13 protein-coding genes and 1 pseudogene are annotated in these 15,121 nt (G+C 73.3%); 2 read left to right on the top strand and 12 right to left on the bottom strand.

Annotation, left to right across the window (positions count from 1 at the left end; genetic code table 11):
• Positions 1-227: 227 nt before the first annotated feature.
• The 12 genes from IE239_RS31080 to IE239_RS31025 all read right to left on the bottom strand — a co-directional run bounded on the left by IE239_RS31080 (position 228) and on the right by IE239_RS31025 (position 12,993).
• The gene (locus IE239_RS31080; protein WP_190152756.1) at positions 228-1,112 is read right to left on the bottom strand and encodes an alpha/beta hydrolase; all 885 of its coding nucleotides are present in this window, start codon (positions 1,110-1,112) and stop codon (positions 228-230) included.
• Between the two features lie 487 nt (positions 1,113-1,599).
• Positions 1,600-2,787 carry a kynureninase gene (kynU, locus tag IE239_RS31075; protein WP_190152755.1) on the bottom strand — a complete coding sequence of 396 codons (1,188 nt, stop codon included), beginning with the start codon at positions 2,785-2,787 and terminating at the stop codon, positions 1,600-1,602.
• Positions 2,780-3,625, bottom strand: coding sequence for a tryptophan 2,3-dioxygenase family protein (locus IE239_RS31070; protein WP_190152754.1), 846 nt, complete (start codon positions 3,623-3,625; stop codon positions 2,780-2,782). The genes kynU and IE239_RS31070 overlap by 8 nt, the downstream gene beginning before the upstream one ends.
• 203 nt (positions 3,626-3,828) lie before the next feature.
• Positions 3,829-4,242: a DUF3151 domain-containing protein gene (locus IE239_RS31065; protein WP_190152753.1), complete on the bottom strand. Its 414-nt coding sequence runs from the start codon at positions 4,240-4,242 to the stop codon at positions 3,829-3,831.
• Between the two features lie 247 nt (positions 4,243-4,489).
• Positions 4,490-5,995 carry an MFS transporter gene (locus IE239_RS31060; protein ID WP_190152752.1) on the bottom strand — a complete coding sequence of 502 codons (1,506 nt, stop codon included), beginning with the start codon at positions 5,993-5,995 and terminating at the stop codon, positions 4,490-4,492.
• A 92-nt stretch (positions 5,996-6,087) separates the two neighbouring features.
• Positions 6,088-7,119 carry a class II fructose-bisphosphate aldolase gene (fbaA, locus tag IE239_RS31055; protein ID WP_190152751.1) on the bottom strand — a complete coding sequence of 344 codons (1,032 nt, stop codon included), beginning with the start codon at positions 7,117-7,119 and terminating at the stop codon, positions 6,088-6,090.
• Positions 7,120-7,389: 270 nt separating this feature from the next.
• Positions 7,390-7,938: an orotate phosphoribosyltransferase gene (gene pyrE, locus IE239_RS31050; protein ID WP_190152750.1), complete on the bottom strand. Its 549-nt coding sequence runs from the start codon at positions 7,936-7,938 to the stop codon at positions 7,390-7,392.
• Positions 7,939-7,960: 22 nt separating this feature from the next.
• Entirely contained in the window at positions 7,961-8,767 is an 807-nt protein-coding gene (locus IE239_RS31045; RefSeq protein WP_190152749.1) for an aldose epimerase family protein, read from the bottom strand.
• Positions 8,768-8,867: 100 nt separating this feature from the next.
• Entirely contained in the window at positions 8,868-9,860 is a 993-nt protein-coding gene (locus tag IE239_RS31040; RefSeq protein WP_190152748.1) for an SRPBCC domain-containing protein, read from the bottom strand.
• A 145-nt stretch (positions 9,861-10,005) separates the two neighbouring features.
• Positions 10,006-11,643, bottom strand: coding sequence for a polyamine aminopropyltransferase (locus IE239_RS31035; RefSeq protein ID WP_190152747.1), 1,638 nt, complete (start codon positions 11,641-11,643; stop codon positions 10,006-10,008).
• Between the two features lie 81 nt (positions 11,644-11,724).
• Positions 11,725-12,264 (bottom strand): DUF2617 family protein, encoded by a 540-nt coding sequence (locus IE239_RS31030; protein WP_190152746.1) that lies wholly within the window; start codon positions 12,262-12,264, stop codon positions 11,725-11,727.
• A 417-nt stretch (positions 12,265-12,681) separates the two neighbouring features.
• Entirely contained in the window at positions 12,682-12,993 is a 312-nt protein-coding gene (locus tag IE239_RS31025; RefSeq protein ID WP_190152745.1) for a hypothetical protein, read from the bottom strand.
• A gap of 373 nt (positions 12,994-13,366) precedes the next feature.
• On the opposite strand from IE239_RS31025, the gene IE239_RS31020 reads away from it, so the two are divergent.
• Positions 13,367-13,915: a DUF1062 domain-containing protein gene (locus IE239_RS31020; RefSeq protein WP_190152744.1), complete on the top strand. Its 549-nt coding sequence runs from the start codon at positions 13,367-13,369 to the stop codon at positions 13,913-13,915.
• Between the two features lie 423 nt (positions 13,916-14,338).
• Positions 14,339-15,094, top strand: a pseudogene (locus IE239_RS31015) (aminotransferase class I/II-fold pyridoxal phosphate-dependent enzyme); the annotation flags it as partial.
• Positions 15,095-15,121 lie beyond the last annotated feature (27 nt).

The following is a 15,121-nucleotide window of genomic DNA, read 5'->3' as shown; positions in this document are numbered from 1 at the left end:
CTGGGACAACCCGGTTGGACCCGATTTATCCGCTTGAGCGGTGCGACCTCGTGTCGCACCCTGAAGGCGTACCGGAGCTGCATGACGATCACACTAGACATGTCGCACACGCACCGTCATGGGGAACGTTCGTACGATCCGTCACCGTTCTCGCGGCACAGTCCAGCTCCGCCGCAACGACATGGCGACGCTCCGCGTCGCGACCACCGGATGGTCCGGAGCCACGGCTACCACGCCAGTTGGGCGATCTCCTCCGCCACCACCGCGCACGCGTCCGCCGCCGGGTCGATCAGCGGGAAGTGGCCCACGTCCTCCAGGAGAGTGAGGCCCACCACCTCGCCCGCCTTCGCCGCCGCGTCCGCGTACGCCTCGGCGACCGGCTGCGGGACGACGAGGTCGTCACGGCCCTGGACCAGGGTCGTCGCGACACCGGTCGGCAACAGCAGGGCCGGGTCCGCGTACGGCCGGCGCTCCGCGAACTGCTCTTCCGTGCCGAGGAGCTGCCGGGCCGCGCCGCCGCACACGTCCAGCTTCCCGGCGACCGCGAAGTCGGCGATCGGGGCCAGGGCGACCACGCCCCGGAGCGAGGCCGAACCACCGGTGCGCCAAGGCGCGTCGGCGGGCAGGACATGCCGGGACGCCGCCCACAGGGCGAGGTGGCCGCCTGCCGAGTGGCCGGTCAGCACCGTGCGGCGCGCGTCGGCCTGCGGCACGGCCTCCCGGACGAGGGCGGGGAGTGCGTCGAGGGCCGCGGCGACGTCGTCGAAGGTGTCCGGCCAGCGCCCCGCGACCGGGGACGTCCCCTCCGGGACCGGGCCCTCGGCGCCCCGCCGGTACTCCACGTTGGCCACCGCGAATCCGCGCTGGGCCAGGAAGTCCGCGAACGGCGTGATGTGCCGCCGGTCGTACGGCGCCCGCCAGGCCCCGCCGTGCAGCACCACGACGAGCGGGACGGAGCCGCCCGGACCGGCCTGCACTCGCGGGCGGTAGAAGTCGATCACCTGGTCGGGGTGATCGCCGTACTCCGTGGTGACGTCGGGCTCGACGGGCGGATGCGCGAACGCCGACTCCTCCTCGGCGACGGCCCGGGCTGCGACAACGTCGTCCGGCATGCTCCAACCTCTCAGCGGTGATGGGGGTGCCTCCCAGGCTTTCGGGCACTGGGGGAGGATTTGGCGGACCAGGAGTGACACGGCCGTTGGCCGGGACGGTATCAGGACCGTGACGTGCGCGGACAAGGGGATGTCACGCACGGTGAGAGGTGGACGTTTCTGCCGTCGCGTCCCCCGTCGGACTGCCCGCCAAGGGACCGCGCTCTCCTGGACATACCCCCAAGTACGCCCAGGAGAGCGGGTCGTCTCAATCAACCCGTCGGCCGGATCAACCTGCCGTCCGGATCGGTCAACCCATGGGCCGCATCAACCCACGGGCCAGATCAACCTGTTGACCGGGCCGGCCCCGCGACCGGATGCACCCGTTGGCCGCGCGCCTTGCCGACCGGGCCGTCCGGTCAACCCGGTCAACCCGATCAACCCGTCGACCGGATCGGTCAACCCGGGGGCCGGATCAACCCGTCGACGGGATCAACCGCCTTCCGGATCAGCGCAGTTCCTCCGCCAGCACCCGCGCCGCCCGCTCCACGTCCGCGAACCCGACGTACAGCGGGGTGAAGCCGAACCGGAGGACGTCCGGGCGGCGGAAGTCACCGACGATCCCGCGCCCGATCAGCCGCTTCATGACGTCGCCGGCGTCGGGCGCGCAGCGCAGCGCCACCTGGCTGCCCCGCTCCTCGTGACGCACCGGAGTCAGCGACTCGACGCGCCCCTCGGGCACGTACGCCCGCACGCACTCCAGGAAGAAGTCCGTCAGGGCCAGCGACTTCGCCCGCACCGCGTCGATCGACACCCCGTCCCAGACCTCGAGCGCCGCCTCCAGGGCGAGCATCGACAGGATGTCCGGGGTGCCGACGCGCCCGCGCAGCGCGCCCGCCGCCGGCTCGTAGGCCTCCCGCATGCCGAAGGGCTCGGCGTGCGAGTTCCAGCCGGGCAGCGGCGAGTCGAAACGGTCCTGCAGCCCGCTGCGCACATACAGGTACGCCGGTGAACCCGGGCCGCCGTTCAGGTACTTGTAGGTGCAGCCGACCGCCAGGTCCACACCGTGCTCGTCGAGGCCGACCGGCAGCGCGCCCGCGCTGTGGCACAGGTCCCAGACGGCGATCGCGCCGGCCGCGTGCACGGCGGCGGTGAGCGACGGCAGGTCGTGCAGCCGGCCGGACCGGTAGTCGACGTGGTTGAGCAGCACGGCCGCCGTGCGCCCGGACAGCGCCGCCGGCACCTCGTCCGGCCGCACCGGGCGCAGCGTGCGGCCGGTCAGACGGGCCGCGGACTCGGCTATGTACCCGTCCGTGGGGAACGTCGTCGCATCGACGACGATCTCGTCGCGGGCGTCGTCGGCCATGCGCACCGCGCCGACGAGCGCCTTGAGGACGTTGACGCTCGTCGAGTCGCCGACCACGATCTGGCCGGCCGCCGCGCCGACCAGCGGGGCGATGCGGTCGCCGATCCGCTCGGGCGCCGTCCACCAGCCGCTCTCGTCCCAGGAACGTATCCTCAGCGCGCCCCACTGGCGGCGCACGACGTCCTCGACGCGGCCGGGGACGGAACGCGGCAGCGCACCGAGCGAGTTGCCGTCGAGGTAGACACCGTCGTCGAGGACGAACAGGGCGCGGCGGGAGGCGAGCGGGTCGTCGGCGTCCCGCTGCCGCGCGGTGCGGGCGAGGTCAGACATGGGACCTCGCCGTCCACAGCTCCGGGAAGACGTTCTTCTGCGCGCGCTTCTCCAGCCAGGCCACCCCGGCCGAGCCGCCCGTGCCCGCCTTCGCGCCCATCGCGCGGCGGGTGGCGACCAGGTGGTCGTTGCGCCAGCGCCACACCAGCTCGGCGACGTCCGTCAGCGCCTCGCCGAGTCGGGCCACCTCGTCGGACTCGTCGCCCGCGTACACGGCCGTCCACACCGCCTCGACGTCCGCCGAGGGCTCGTAGCGCCGTGAGAGGTCCCGCTCCAGGACGGCGGAGGGGATCGCATGGCCGCGCCGGGCCAGCAGCCGCAGCACCTCGTCGTACAGGCTCGGCTGGTGCAGCGCCTTCTCCAGCTCGGCGTACACGCGGGGCGCGCCGCGGTGCGGGACCAGCATCGACGCCGACTTGTCGCCGAGCAGGAACTCCATGCGCCGGTACATCGCCGACTGGAAGCCCGAGCCCTCGCCGAGCGCGGAACGATAGGAGTTGAACTGGGCCGGGGTGAGCTGGCCGAGCGGCTTCCAGGACGCGTTCAGCGCGTCCAGCTCGCGGACGGAACGCTTGAGCGCGTCGATCGCCACCGGCACCCGGTCCTCGCGCAGCGCACGCGCGGCCGTCTCCCACTCGTGCACGATGACCGTGAACCACAACTCCATCACCTGGGTCGTGACCAGGAAGACCATCTCTCCGGGGTCGTCGGAGAGGGTGTGCTGGAGGTGGGTGAGCACGTCCGCCTTGACGTAGTCCTCGTACGGCGTGGTGCCGGCGAAGTCGAGATGCGGGGTCTCGGGCTCCGAAGCCTCGTCGGGCTGAGCCTGCTGGGACATCGCTGTCTCCTGTTGTTGCTCCGGGTAGCGGTCCGCCCCTGCCGTTTTCGACAGGACGCCCCGGTCCCCACCCGCATCCTGCGCAATACCGGCCCGAAAACGCAAGGCCCGTCCGGTCACACCAGTCCCGGACGGACCACACGCGACGACCGGACGGGCCACGGGCACGACGACCGGACGGGCCGAAAAGCGCCCCCTGCGGGTCAGCCCAGGGTCTGGGCCGCCGTCGGGGAGGAGTCCTTCAGGAACTGCGAGCAGCGCTCGTACTCCTCCTGCTCGCCGATGGCCTGCGCGGCGCGGGCGAGGGCGTGCAGGGCGCGCAGGAAGCCGCGGTTGGGATCATGCTCCCAGGGCACCGGGCCGTGCCCCTTCCAGCCGCTTCGGCGCAGACTGTCCAGGCCGCGGTGGTATCCCGTACGGGCGTACGCGTACGACTCCACCACGCTGCCCCGCTCGAACGCGTCGTCGGCGAGCCGGGCCCAGGCCAGCGAGGACGTCGGGTACTTCGCGGCGACGTCCGCGGGCGCGGCGCCGCTCGCGAGGAGCTCGCGCGGCTCGGGGTCGTCGGGGAGGTGGGTCGGGGGCGGACCCCCGAGGAGGTTTTCGTGAAGGGACATGCGTTCAGTCTGCGCCATCCCCCGCCCACCGTCGCCGCCCACCCACGAAACCCGCGCCCTCCCACCTCCCGGCCACCCCGCCCGGCACACTCAGACGGCCCACCGGCCCCCGGCCCGCCCTCCCGGCCACCCCGCCCCGCGCCCTCAGACGGCCCACAGACCCCCCGACCCCCGACCGCCGGCCCGCCTCCCGGCCGCCCGCCGGGGCGTCGTCCGGGCGGCTGTGGAGGTGCGGCCCGCCGGGCGCCTACGTCAGGCGCTTGTTCGGCCGTTCGCCCTCCAGGGGCGGCGCCAGGACGCTGCCGTGGGTTCTGCACTCGGGCCTGCGGCAGTCCGGGGGCAGCCTGCGCACCGTCGTGAAGGCGATCACCGCCCCCAGCACCAGCACCCCTGCGCACAACGCCATCGCCTTGCGGAACGCCTCGTCGAAGGCCGGGGCCGAGCGGTACGCCTCCGGGCCCATGCCGGTGAGCAGCGGCAGCGCGGCCACCGCGACCAGACCGGCCGCCCGCGCCGCCGCGTTGTTGACGCCGCTGGCGATGCCCGCCCGGCTCACGTCCACCGAGGCCAGGACGGTCGCGGTGAGCGGGGCGACCAGCGCGACCATGCCGACGCCCAGCACCAGGACGCCGGGCAGGACGTCGCCGGCGTAGGACGCGTCCGGCCCCACCCGCCGCATCAGCAGCATCCCGGCGGCGCACAGCAGCGGGCCGACGGTGAGCGGGATCCGCGGGCCGATCCGCGTGGCCAGTTCGCCCGAGCGGGCCGACAGCAACAGCATCAGCACGGTCGTCGGCAGCAGCGCGGTGCCCGCGCCGAGAGCGGACCAGCCGACCACGACCTGGAGCTGGACCACGCACAGGAAGAAGAAGCCGCCGAAGGCCGCGTACACGCACAGGGTGACCAGGTTGACGGCCGTGAACTGGCGGGACGCGAAGATGCCGAGCGGGAGCATCGGATCCGGGCTGCGACGCTCCACCGCCACGAAGGCCGCCCCGGCCGCCACGCCCAGGACCGCCGCCCCCGCCACCACCCCCGGGGAGCCGCTTCCGGCCTCGATCAGGGCGTACGTGACGAGGGCGAGCGCCGACGCGCCCAGGAGGGCGCCCAGCGCGTCGAAGCCGCCGCCCGCGCGGCTCTTCCCGGTCGCGTCTCCACCGGCCGCGGTCCCGGCCCGGGACGACTCGGGGACGTGCCGCAGCGCCACCGGCACGCACACCAGCGCCAGCGGAACGTTCAGCCAGAACACCCAGCGCCAGCCCGGACCGTCCACCAGCCAGCCGCCCAGGAACGGCCCCACGGCCGCCCCGATGCCGCCGAACCCGGACCACAGCCCCACCGCGCGCCCCCGGTCCTCGGAGTGGAAGGAGGCCTGGATGAGCGCCAGCGAGCCCGGCGTGAGGAGCGCGCCGCCGACTCCCTGCAGGGCGCGGGCGGCGACCAGCACGGCGGCGTTCGGGGCGAGCCCGCACAGCAGCGAGGCGGCGGCGAACCACACCACCCCGACGACGAACACCTTCCGCCGTCCGTAGCGGTCCCCCAGGGAGCCGCCGAGCAGGATCAGCCCGGCCAGCGTCAGCAGGTACGCGTTGACCGTCCACTGCAGGACGGCGAGGTCGGCGTCCAGGTCGCGGCCGATGCGCGGGAGCGCCACATTGACGACGGTCGAGTCGAGCAGGGCCATGCTGGAGCCGAGCACGGTGGTGAACAGGACCCACCTGCCCTGGGACGAGGCGAGCCGGACGTCGGGCATGCCCCAGGTATACAGCGAGCCCGGCGCCGTAGACAGGCGCCGGACTCGTTCACTCGTGATGCCTCCGGGGCCGGGTCGGCCCTCCGCGAGACCTACTTGATCTTCTGGCCCGCCGAACGCAGGTGCTGCGTGGCCTCGACGACGCGGGCCGCCATGCCCGCCTCGGCCAGCTTGCCCCAGGTCCGCGGGTCGTAGGTCTTCTTGGAGCCGACCTCGCCGTCGACCTTCAGGACGCCGTCGTAGTTCTTGAACATGTGGTCGGCGACGGGACGCGTGAAGGCGTACTGCGTGTCCGTGTCGAGGTTCATCTTGACGACGCCGTTGTCCAGCGCGGTCGCGATCTCCTCCGCGGTGGAGCCGGAGCCGCCGTGGAAGACGAAGTCGAACGGCTGCGCGCCGGCCGGCTTGCCGTACTTCGCGGCGACGCCCTCGTTCAGCTCCTTGAGCAGGTCGGGACGGAGCACGACGTTGCCCGGCTTGTACACGCCGTGGACGTTGCCGAAGGACGCGGCCAGCAGGTAGCGGCCCTTCTCGCCGAGCCCGAGCGCCTCGACGGTGCGCACCGCGTCGTCCACCGTCGTGTACAGGGAGTCGTTGATCTCGTGCGAGACGCCGTCCTCCTCGCCGCCGGTCGGGGTGATCTCCACCTCGAGGATGATCTTCGCGGCGGCGGCGCGGGCGAGCAGCTCCTGCGCGATGGCGAGGTTGTCGGCGAGGGTCTCGGCGGAGCCGTCCCACATGTGCGACTGGAACAGCGGGTTGCGGCCCGCCTTCACGCGCTCCTCGGAGACCGCGAGGAGCGGACGCACGTAGCCGTCCAGCTTGTCCTTGGGGCAGTGGTCCGTGTGCAGGGCGACGGTGACCGGGTACTTCTCGGCGACGATGTGCGCGAACTCGGCGAGGGCGACCGAGCCCGTCACCATGTCCTTGCTGTACTGGCCGCCCAGGAACTCGGCGCCACCCGTGGAGATCTGGATGATGCCGTCGCTCTCCGCCTCGGCGAAGCCGCGCAGCGCCGCGTGCAGGGTCTGCGTCGAGGTGACGTTGATGGCCGGGTAGGCGAACTTGCCTGCCTTCGCCCGGTCGAGCATCTCGTTGTAGACCTCGGGGGTTGCGATGGGCATCTGTCCGCTCCTTGATTGTGCGGGTTGACGATATGCGTGCTGCGGCCCTGACCTAGACCTTGGGTTGACGTCGTCGTCGTGCCCATCTTTCCAGAGATGCGCGAATGGTCCATGCCTGGTCCGCGTACTGGTCGGCGTGCCGGGCGGCGCCGGGTCGACGAGGCGGGACAGTGCCTGCCCGTCCGGACCCGGCCCGGTCCAGACCGGACCGGACCGGACCCGCCTGGACCGGGGCCCGATCCAGATCCGGCGCGGTCCAGGCGGTCCGGCTCAGTCCAGGCCCAGCTCGTCCTTCGAGTAGGCGAACAGGTAGGGCACCCCCGCACCCTCGCGGATCTTCTGGTCGGCGCCGGTGGCCCGGTCCACGATGGTCGCCACGGCCACCACCTCGGCGCCCGCCTCGCGCACCGCCTCCACGGCGGCGAGCGGCGAGCCGCCGGTGGTCGAGGTGTCCTCCACGACGAGGACCCGGCGGCCCCTGATGTCCGGGCCCTCCACCCGCCGCTGCATCCCGTGCGCCTTCGCCGTCTTGCGCACGACGAACGCGTCCAGCCTGCGCCCGCGCGCGGCGGCCGCGTGCAGCATGGCGCCGGCGACGGGGTCGGCGCCCATCGTGAGCCCGCCGACGGCGTCGAACTCCAGCTCGGCGGTCAGGTCGAGCAGCACCTGGCCGACCAGCGGGGCGGCCTCCCCGTCGAGGGTGACGCGGCGGAGGTCGATGTAGTAGTCCGCCTCCAGACCCGACGACAGGGTCACCTTGCCGTGCACCACGGCCTTGTCCTTGATCTGCTGCAGCAGCGCGCCGCGAGTGTCCGTCATGCCCTCAGCTTAGAGGCGGCGCTCAGAGGCGGGTCCAGGACCAGGTGGTCGCCGCCTCCAGCGGCTCCAACGGGGTGACCAGGCGCGGAAGCGTGTTCAGCCCGTCCGGCGGCCCGGTCTGCGGCTCCACGCACACGGCCGCTTCCTGCTCGTCGTAGACGACCACCCACTCCTCGCGGCTGGTCACCTTCAGCTCCAGCTGTCCGGGCCAGGTCAGCGTGACGTCGACGCCGCCGGGCATGCCGAAGCAGTCGTCCCAGGGGCCGGGCTTAGGGGCGACGCGGTTGCCGGTCGGCAGATGGTCGTCGCCGCGCTCCTCCTGCCAGGCCGGGTCGAAGGAGACCTGGACGTCCTGTCCTTCCCGCCCGTCACGGCCGCCGAGGTTCCGGTTGAACCAGGGGTGCCAGCCGATCTGCGCCGGGAACGACGAGTCGAGGGCCTCGACGGACATCGCGATCCGCAGCTCGGCCCCGGCCAGCGTGATCACCTGGGTGACCAGTCCCGGGTAGGGCCAGGGCTCCACCAGCGCGTATGTCAGCACCACCTCGTCGGCCTTGCGCCGCGCCACCTTCCAGGCGCCGTCGCGGGCGGTGCCGTGGATGGCGTTCGGGCCGGCGTTGAGCGGCATCTGGCGTACGGTCGCGCCGTCCCGGAAGCGGCCGTCGCGGATCCGGCCGCACCACGGGACCATCGGGAAACAGCCGAACCGCTCACCCTGGCGCAGCAGTTCGAGCCCGCCGACCCGCAGCCCACCGACCCGGCCGCCGTTGCCCGGCTGCACGGTCACCTCCGCGTCACCCGCGGTCAGCGTGATGTCTTCGTCACTCACGGGACGACCCTACTGGGACAGGACGAAGGGTCCGCGGAGCAGGGGGCCGAGGAGCGGCGGGAGGGGCCGGGGGGACGTCCCGTCCGGCCGTCGGCGGCCGTCAGCCTCGTCGGCGCAGCGCCCTGCCGACCACGATCGCCGACGCGACCACCAGCGCGGCTGCCGGCGCGGCCCAGCGCAGCGTGCTGTTCGGCGCGACGGTCTGCGGGGCCGGGACCGGCGCGTAGCGCCCGCGCGGCGGAGCATGGTCCACCTCCTCCGCGCTGCGGCCGATCATCGTGCGGCGCGCGTGCGCGGCCTCGGCGGGCGGCTCTCCGGGGCCGGCGAGATCGTCCGGCTCCGACGAGGACGGCTGCGCCTCGAAGGCGCCCTCATGGGCGGCGGGTTCCTCGACGTCGTCCGTCTCACCGGCGTCGCCCAGGTCGTCGGGGCTCTCCGGAGCCTCCAGGTCTTCGGCGTCGACGACCGCGCCGTCCGCCTCGCCGCGGCCGGTCGCCTCGCCCTCGCCCTCGCCCTCGCCCTCGCCCTCGCCTTCAGCCTCTGCCGCGCCGTGGGCGGGCGTCTCGTCGGCCGCGTCGGCGCCGGTGGGCTGCCCGGGGGCATCGTTGCGGGGAGCGGCTCGACCCGGAGTCCGCGGCGTTCCGGCAGCCGACGCGTCCTCGGCCGTCCACGCGGTCCCGGCGCCCAGATTGCCCGCGAAGCGGTTCAGCAGGCGGGCGACCGCCGAGTCGACCGCCTCCGGCGGCAGCTCCGTGACCCGGCCGTCCGCCGAGGCCGTCCCCTCGAAGCGGAGCGTCGTGCCACCCTCGGCGTCGCGCAGCCGCAGCATGAGGGCGAGTTTCACGGATCCGTTGCCCCGGGCCTCGGTCGCGTCGCCTTCCACGGCGTATCCGCCGTCCTCGCGCGGCGAGACGCGGACGGCGCCCCGATAGGTGATGGTGTGGCCGCCGATCCGCACCTTCAGCCGCCCCGCCACGGGCTCGGTGCCGGCGTCCTGCTGGAGCCCGGGAACCGCCCGGGCCACCTGCGCGGGATCGGCGAGGGCCGCCGTCAGCCGCTCGGCCGGAACCGGAACGAACACCTCATGCTCCATGAGTGCGGAGCCTACCCAGCCCGCAGGGGAAACCACCCGGTGAAACCAGGATTCCGCCGCGCAGCGCTCAGACCGGTGGTACGCGCGCCCGCCGGGGTCACGCCGCCGTCGGGCCGTACGGGGGTGGACGCAGGACCTCGGCAGGTCAGTAGCGCGGATGCACCAATGTGGACGCCCGTGCTCCCGTCACCCGCGTGCCTTCGGCCGCTCGCGCGTCCGCCGTCAGAGCGGCCTGGGTCAGGGTGTGCAGGGGGCGCGCGTGCGGGTCGAGGCGCAGCGGCGGGCGGGCCTCGGCGGCGGCCAGGACGAAGCCCCAGTCGCGAGGCGCGCGGGCGACGTCGGTGGTGCGGTCAGGACCCGCGGTGAAGCCGGTGGCGCGGCCGTCCACCCGGTAGGGGGCCGTGCGCAGGCCGGCCGCGCGCAGCGTCGCCTCCACCGTCCAGAACACACGCGCCCGGCTCGCGACCGGGCCCGCGTGCACCACGAGGCGGCCGCCGGGGGCCAGGGCCCGCCGGGCGAGGCCGTAGAACTCCTGGGAGTACAGCTTGGTGCTGGCCGTGATGCCCGGGTCGGGCAGGTCGGCGACGACCACGTCGTACGTCGCCGCGGACGCCTCGCGCAGCCACTGGAAGGCGTCCGCGGCGCTGACATGGACGCGCGGGTCGCGGTAGACGCCGCCGTTGAGGCGGGACAGCGCCGGGTCGGTGCGGGCCAGCCGGACCAGGCCGGGGTCGGGGTCGACGACGTCGACGCGGCGGACGCCGGGATGGGCGAGGGCCTCACGGGCCGCCAGGCCGTCGCCGCCGCCGAGGATCAGCACGCGCGCGTGGGGGCCGTTCATCGCGGGGTGGACCAGCGCCTCGTGGTAGCGCCGCTCCTCGCGGCCGCCGAACCGCAGCCGGCCGTCGAGGTAGAGGTCGGGGGGACGGCCGTCGGCGCCCCCGGTGAGGACGATCTCCTGGACGCCCGTCTGCACCGCCACCCGGACGTCGTCGCCGTAGACCGCCTGCCGTGACGCCCGTTCGAAGTCGTCGACGAGGACGGCGGCGGAGGCGAGGACGCCGAGGACGATGACGTTGGCGACGAGCAGGAGGCAGCGGGCCCGGCAGGTGAGGTCGCGGCGGAACAGGCCCAGCACCAGGGCGGCCCCCGCCACGACGTTGACCGCGCCGGTCAGCAGCGAGCTCGTCAACTGGCCCAGGAACGGCAGCAGCAGGAACGGAAAGGCGAGGCCGCCCACCAGCGCGCCCACGTAGTCCGCGGCGAACAGGTCCGCCACCGCGCCGCCCGCGTCCTGGTGGCGGACGCGCTGGATGAGCTCCATGAGAAGGGGCACCTCGGCGCCGATGAGCAGGCCGATGGCGAGGGAGAACGCGACCAGCAGCACACGGGGGCCGCCGGCCCACAGGCCGCCCCAGGCGCCCGTCCAGGCGAACACCGCGTACAGGGCCATGGCGCTGCAGCCGCCGACCAGCGCGAGGGCCGCCTCCAGCGCGCCGAAGCCGGCCGCGGCGAACCGGCGCAGCCGTTTGGCGGCCAGGGAGCCGATGCCCATCGCGAAGACCATGACGGACAGCACGACGGACGCCTGGGTGACGGAGTCGCCGATCAAGTAGGAGGCGAGCGCGACGAGTTCGAGTTCGTAGACGAGACCACAGGCGGCGCAGACGAAGACGCACGCGAGGACCAGGAACCGCCCGGTGCCCGGCCGGACGGGGAGCCGCGCGGGACCCCGCCAGGACGGCGGGGCGCCGGGCGGAGCTGGTGCCTGCGCTTCGATCACGACTGCGACGTTACGTCACGGTGCGGGCACCCTTCGTCACCCACACGTGTGGAACTCGGGGCGCTGTGCGGGCCGGTGCGTTTAGGTCGCCGCCAACGGGACGGGGTCACCCGAGCGTGCCCGGATGCCCACTCTGGTGCGGGTCGCCACCAACTGGCCGTCCTGCGGGTAGGCGTGCCAGGTGCGCCAGTGCACCTGGCCCTCCTGCCGTTGGGCGAGCAGTGCGGTGAAGGCGTGCGGACTGCCCGGGAAGACGCCGGCCAGGCCGTGCGGGTGCTCGGAGACGAGGGCCAGGAGTTCCTGGGCACGGCCCGCGAACTGGCCCGGCGAGAGCACCTCGACGCGCGCCGCGAACTCGTACTCCCAGTCGCCCACCCGCTTGGCGACGCCCAGCGGGAGGGGGGTGCTGCTGCCGGGGATGCAGGCCACCGTCTCCGAACAACAGCCCTGCTCCTCCTCCAGCAGCACCTGGTGCGAGGCGCCGAGGAGTCTCAACTGCAACTTGGCAGCGGACAGTTCGAGGTCGAGGGTGGCGAGGGCGGGCAGCGGCTCGCGCCCCAGGGCCCAGGCGAGATCGGCCGCGCGCGTGTCGGTGTAGGAGGTGCTGAGGGTCGTGAGCATGGGTCGGCTCCGCGGAGAAGCAGAAGATGAGGAGTGGATCCGGCGCGCCCAGGACGACACCGGGAGACGGCCCCGGTCTGCCCGGTCTGGGAATGTCGTTTGCTCGGGGCGTCCGAAGAGGGTCCGAGGGGCTGCGTCGGTGGTTTAGAGGGAATCATGAACTGCGGAGCCGCCACAGCGTTTTTACCCAACTTCGTGGGGTTTCCATCCCTCAGGGGGCTACACAGCTCAATTGTTCAACTATGGCGTGCGCCGGGCGGCGTTCCGTGCGCCCGCACGCCCCACATGAAAGCCCGGGAAGCGGGTACACGCACCGGCCGTCCTGGGCGCGGTGCGACCGCGGGGCCGCCCGGTGGTCGGCGGCGGGCCCCGCGGTCCGGATGCGGCTCCCCCCGCGGGGAGCTCAGCTGCCCCGTGTCAGCTGCCTCCGCCGCATCCGCCGCCTCCCCCACAGGAGGAGCCGCCCCCGCAGGAGGACCCGCCGCCGCAGGACGAACCGCCGCCGCAGGAGTGGCCTCCGTGGTGGCCCCCGTGCCCCCCGTGGTGGCCCCCGCCGGAGCCGCCGTCCGCCCCGCCGGCCCACCAGCTGCCGGCGGCGGCCCCGCCTCCGGACGTGCCGCGCGAGCGGCCGCCACGGCGCGGCTTCGCGGCCCCGCCCTTACGGGCGTTGGCGAGCATGGCCGCCACGAACACGATCGCGATCACCGCCAGGATGATGCCGAAGACCATGGCGTCACCCTCCTTCCGAGTCCCCCGAAGCAACCCCCCGTGGGCGCCTCGCGCGGTGCCTGAGCGCCACGTGAACGGGGGATGCCCGTCCGCCTCACCGGCCAAAGCCGAGTTGAGGAACTTCAGAGGGTTCTCCCGCGGGAAAAGTCCCTGACCTGGGCAGAAGAGCAGGTCAGGGGCCATGTCACCGGCTCGAAATCCAGTGGAGCGCCGCCCCCGGCCGCCACTACCGTGCTGCCCGTAGAAGTCGTCTGGGCAAGGACGTGCCGTTGTACACCGTGTGAGACCTCCCGAGCGCTGATTCGTCGCGCGTCGCACCTGTGCGCCGCGCTGCTTTTTGCTGCGGACTTCTCACTGGAACCGGTGTACTTCTGTGTTCGAAAACTGGGTGGTCATGCCCACCTGCCTGCCTCTCGTCCTCCGCCGTTGCCCCGCCTGCGCGTCCGAGCGCTTCCGGGCGAACGGCAAGTTCCGTGTCAACGCCCACCACAAGCTCATCGACGCCTGGCTCCTCGTGCTCTGCACGGGGTGCGGGGACACCGCGAAGCTCACGGTCCTGGAGCGGGCGAACGTGCGCTCCGTACGGCCCGAGTTGCTGGACCGGCTGCACGGCAACGACCGCGGCCTGGCGGCCGAGTTGCTCCAGGATCCGGTCCTGCGGCGCCGTAACCGCGTCGCCCTCGACTGGGACGGCGCCTGGCGCCTCGACACCGGCGGAGCGGGTCGTCCCGACCGTGAGGCGATCGACGTCTCGGTCCGCTTCGCGGCGCCGATCCCGGTCCGTCCGGTGCGGCTGATCGCCGAGGGCTTCGCTCTGTCGCGGGCCGAGGTCGAGCGGCTGGTCGCGGAGGGCCGTCTCGTCTCGGCGGTCCGGTTGAGCGGCAAGCTGTCCGGGGACTTCACCTTCACGCTCAAGCGCTGAGCCGTTCCGGCGGGTGCTGAGCCGTTCCGGCGGGTGCTGAGCCGTTCCGGCGGGTGCTGAGCCGTTCCCACAGGCGCTGAGCCCTGCCTGGACGCCGGGGCCTGTCCGGCCGATCGCGCCGGACGGGCCCCGGCTGCGCCGGACGGGCCCCGGCTGCGCCGGCGTCCCGCGGCGCTCCCGTGAGTGGAGAACGCGACCCGGCCGGGGCTCCGTCGACCGCCGCGGAGATGCCATGTTCCTCGACGTGCCGAAGCTGCTCGGCCGAAGGCCGGCGTTCTCGTGGAGCAGGAGGCGGAGCCCGACGAAGAGCACGTAAACGTTCCCCGGCCCTCGACGGTCCCTGCACCGCGCGAGGCCGCGACCGGCCATGAGTCAGGATGGTCCCGGAGAACCGGCGAGCACTCGAGTGAGAACGGTGGATACATGAACGCCAGGCCGCTGCTGAACCGAAGGCTGGACGGACTCGGGACGACGATCTTCGCGGAGATGTCGGCGCTGGCGACCGCGACGGGTGCGATCAACCTGGGCCAGGGCTTCCCCGACACCGACGGACCCGAGGAGATCCGCGAGGCCGCCGTCCGGGCCCTGCGGGAGGGGAAGGGCAACCAGTACCCGCCCGGCCCGGGCGTCCCCGAACTGCGCGCCGCGATCTCCGACCACCAACAGCGCTTCTACGGCCTCTCCTTCGACCCTGACACCGAGGTCCTGGTAACCGCCGGCGCCACCGAGGCCATCGCCGCCACCCTGCTGGCGCTGCTGGAGCCGGACGACGAGGTCATCGCCTTCGAGCCCTTCTACGACTCCTACGCCGCCTGCATCGCGATGGCCGGCGCGAAGCGCGTGCCGCTCACCCTGCGCGCGCCGTCCTTCCGCCCGGACCTGGACGAGCTGCGCGCCAAGATCACCCCGCGGACCCGCCTCCTTCTCCTCAACACCCCGCACAACCCCACCGGAACGGTCCTCACCGCCGAAGAGCAGAGCGCCATCGCCGCACTCGCCGTCGAGCACGACCTCCTCGTCGTCACCGACGAGGTCTACGAGCACCTTGTCTTCGAGGGCACGCACCGCCCCATCGCGGCCCTGCCCGGGATGCGCGAGCGCACGGTCACCATCAGCTCGGCCGGCAAGACGTTCTCCTTCACCGGCTGGAAGGTCGGCTGGGTCAAGGCTTTTTCGCCTACCTATTGGACCCGGGCCGCGTGAACG

The organism is Streptomyces humidus (assembly GCF_014649655.1).
Classification (GTDB): Bacteria; Actinomycetota; Actinomycetes; order Streptomycetales; family Streptomycetaceae; genus Streptomyces; species Streptomyces humidus.
The sequence above is the reverse complement of the archived record's forward strand: the minus strand, read 5'-3'. Positions and strand labels throughout refer to the sequence as shown.

What these genes read in the sequence shown, in the direction of transcription:
- IE239_RS31080 (WP_190152756.1), bottom strand. Translation starts at nt 1,112, where the DNA reads ATGCCGGACGACGTTGTCGCAGCCCGGGCCGTCGCCGAGGAGGAGTCG.
- kynU (WP_190152755.1), bottom strand. Translation starts at nt 2,787, where the DNA reads ATGTCTGACCTCGCCCGCACCGCGCGGCAGCGGGACGCCGACGACCCG.
- IE239_RS31070 (WP_190152754.1), bottom strand. Translation starts at nt 3,625, where the DNA reads ATGTCCCAGCAGGCTCAGCCCGACGAGGCTTCGGAGCCCGAGACCCCG.
- IE239_RS31065 (WP_190152753.1), bottom strand. Translation starts at nt 4,242, where the DNA reads ATGTCCCTTCACGAAAACCTCCTCGGGGGTCCGCCCCCGACCCACCTC.
- IE239_RS31060 (WP_190152752.1), bottom strand. Translation starts at nt 5,995, where the DNA reads ATGCCCGACGTCCGGCTCGCCTCGTCCCAGGGCAGGTGGGTCCTGTTC.
- fbaA (WP_190152751.1), bottom strand. Translation starts at nt 7,119, where the DNA reads ATGCCCATCGCAACCCCCGAGGTCTACAACGAGATGCTCGACCGGGCG.
- pyrE (WP_190152750.1), bottom strand. Translation starts at nt 7,938, where the DNA reads ATGACGGACACTCGCGGCGCGCTGCTGCAGCAGATCAAGGACAAGGCC.
- IE239_RS31040 (WP_190152748.1), bottom strand. Translation starts at nt 9,860, where the DNA reads ATGGAGCATGAGGTGTTCGTTCCGGTTCCGGCCGAGCGGCTGACGGCG.
- IE239_RS31030 (WP_190152746.1), bottom strand. Translation starts at nt 12,264, where the DNA reads ATGCTCACGACCCTCAGCACCTCCTACACCGACACGCGCGCGGCCGAT.
- IE239_RS31025 (WP_190152745.1), bottom strand. Translation starts at nt 12,993, where the DNA reads ATGGTCTTCGGCATCATCCTGGCGGTGATCGCGATCGTGTTCGTGGCG.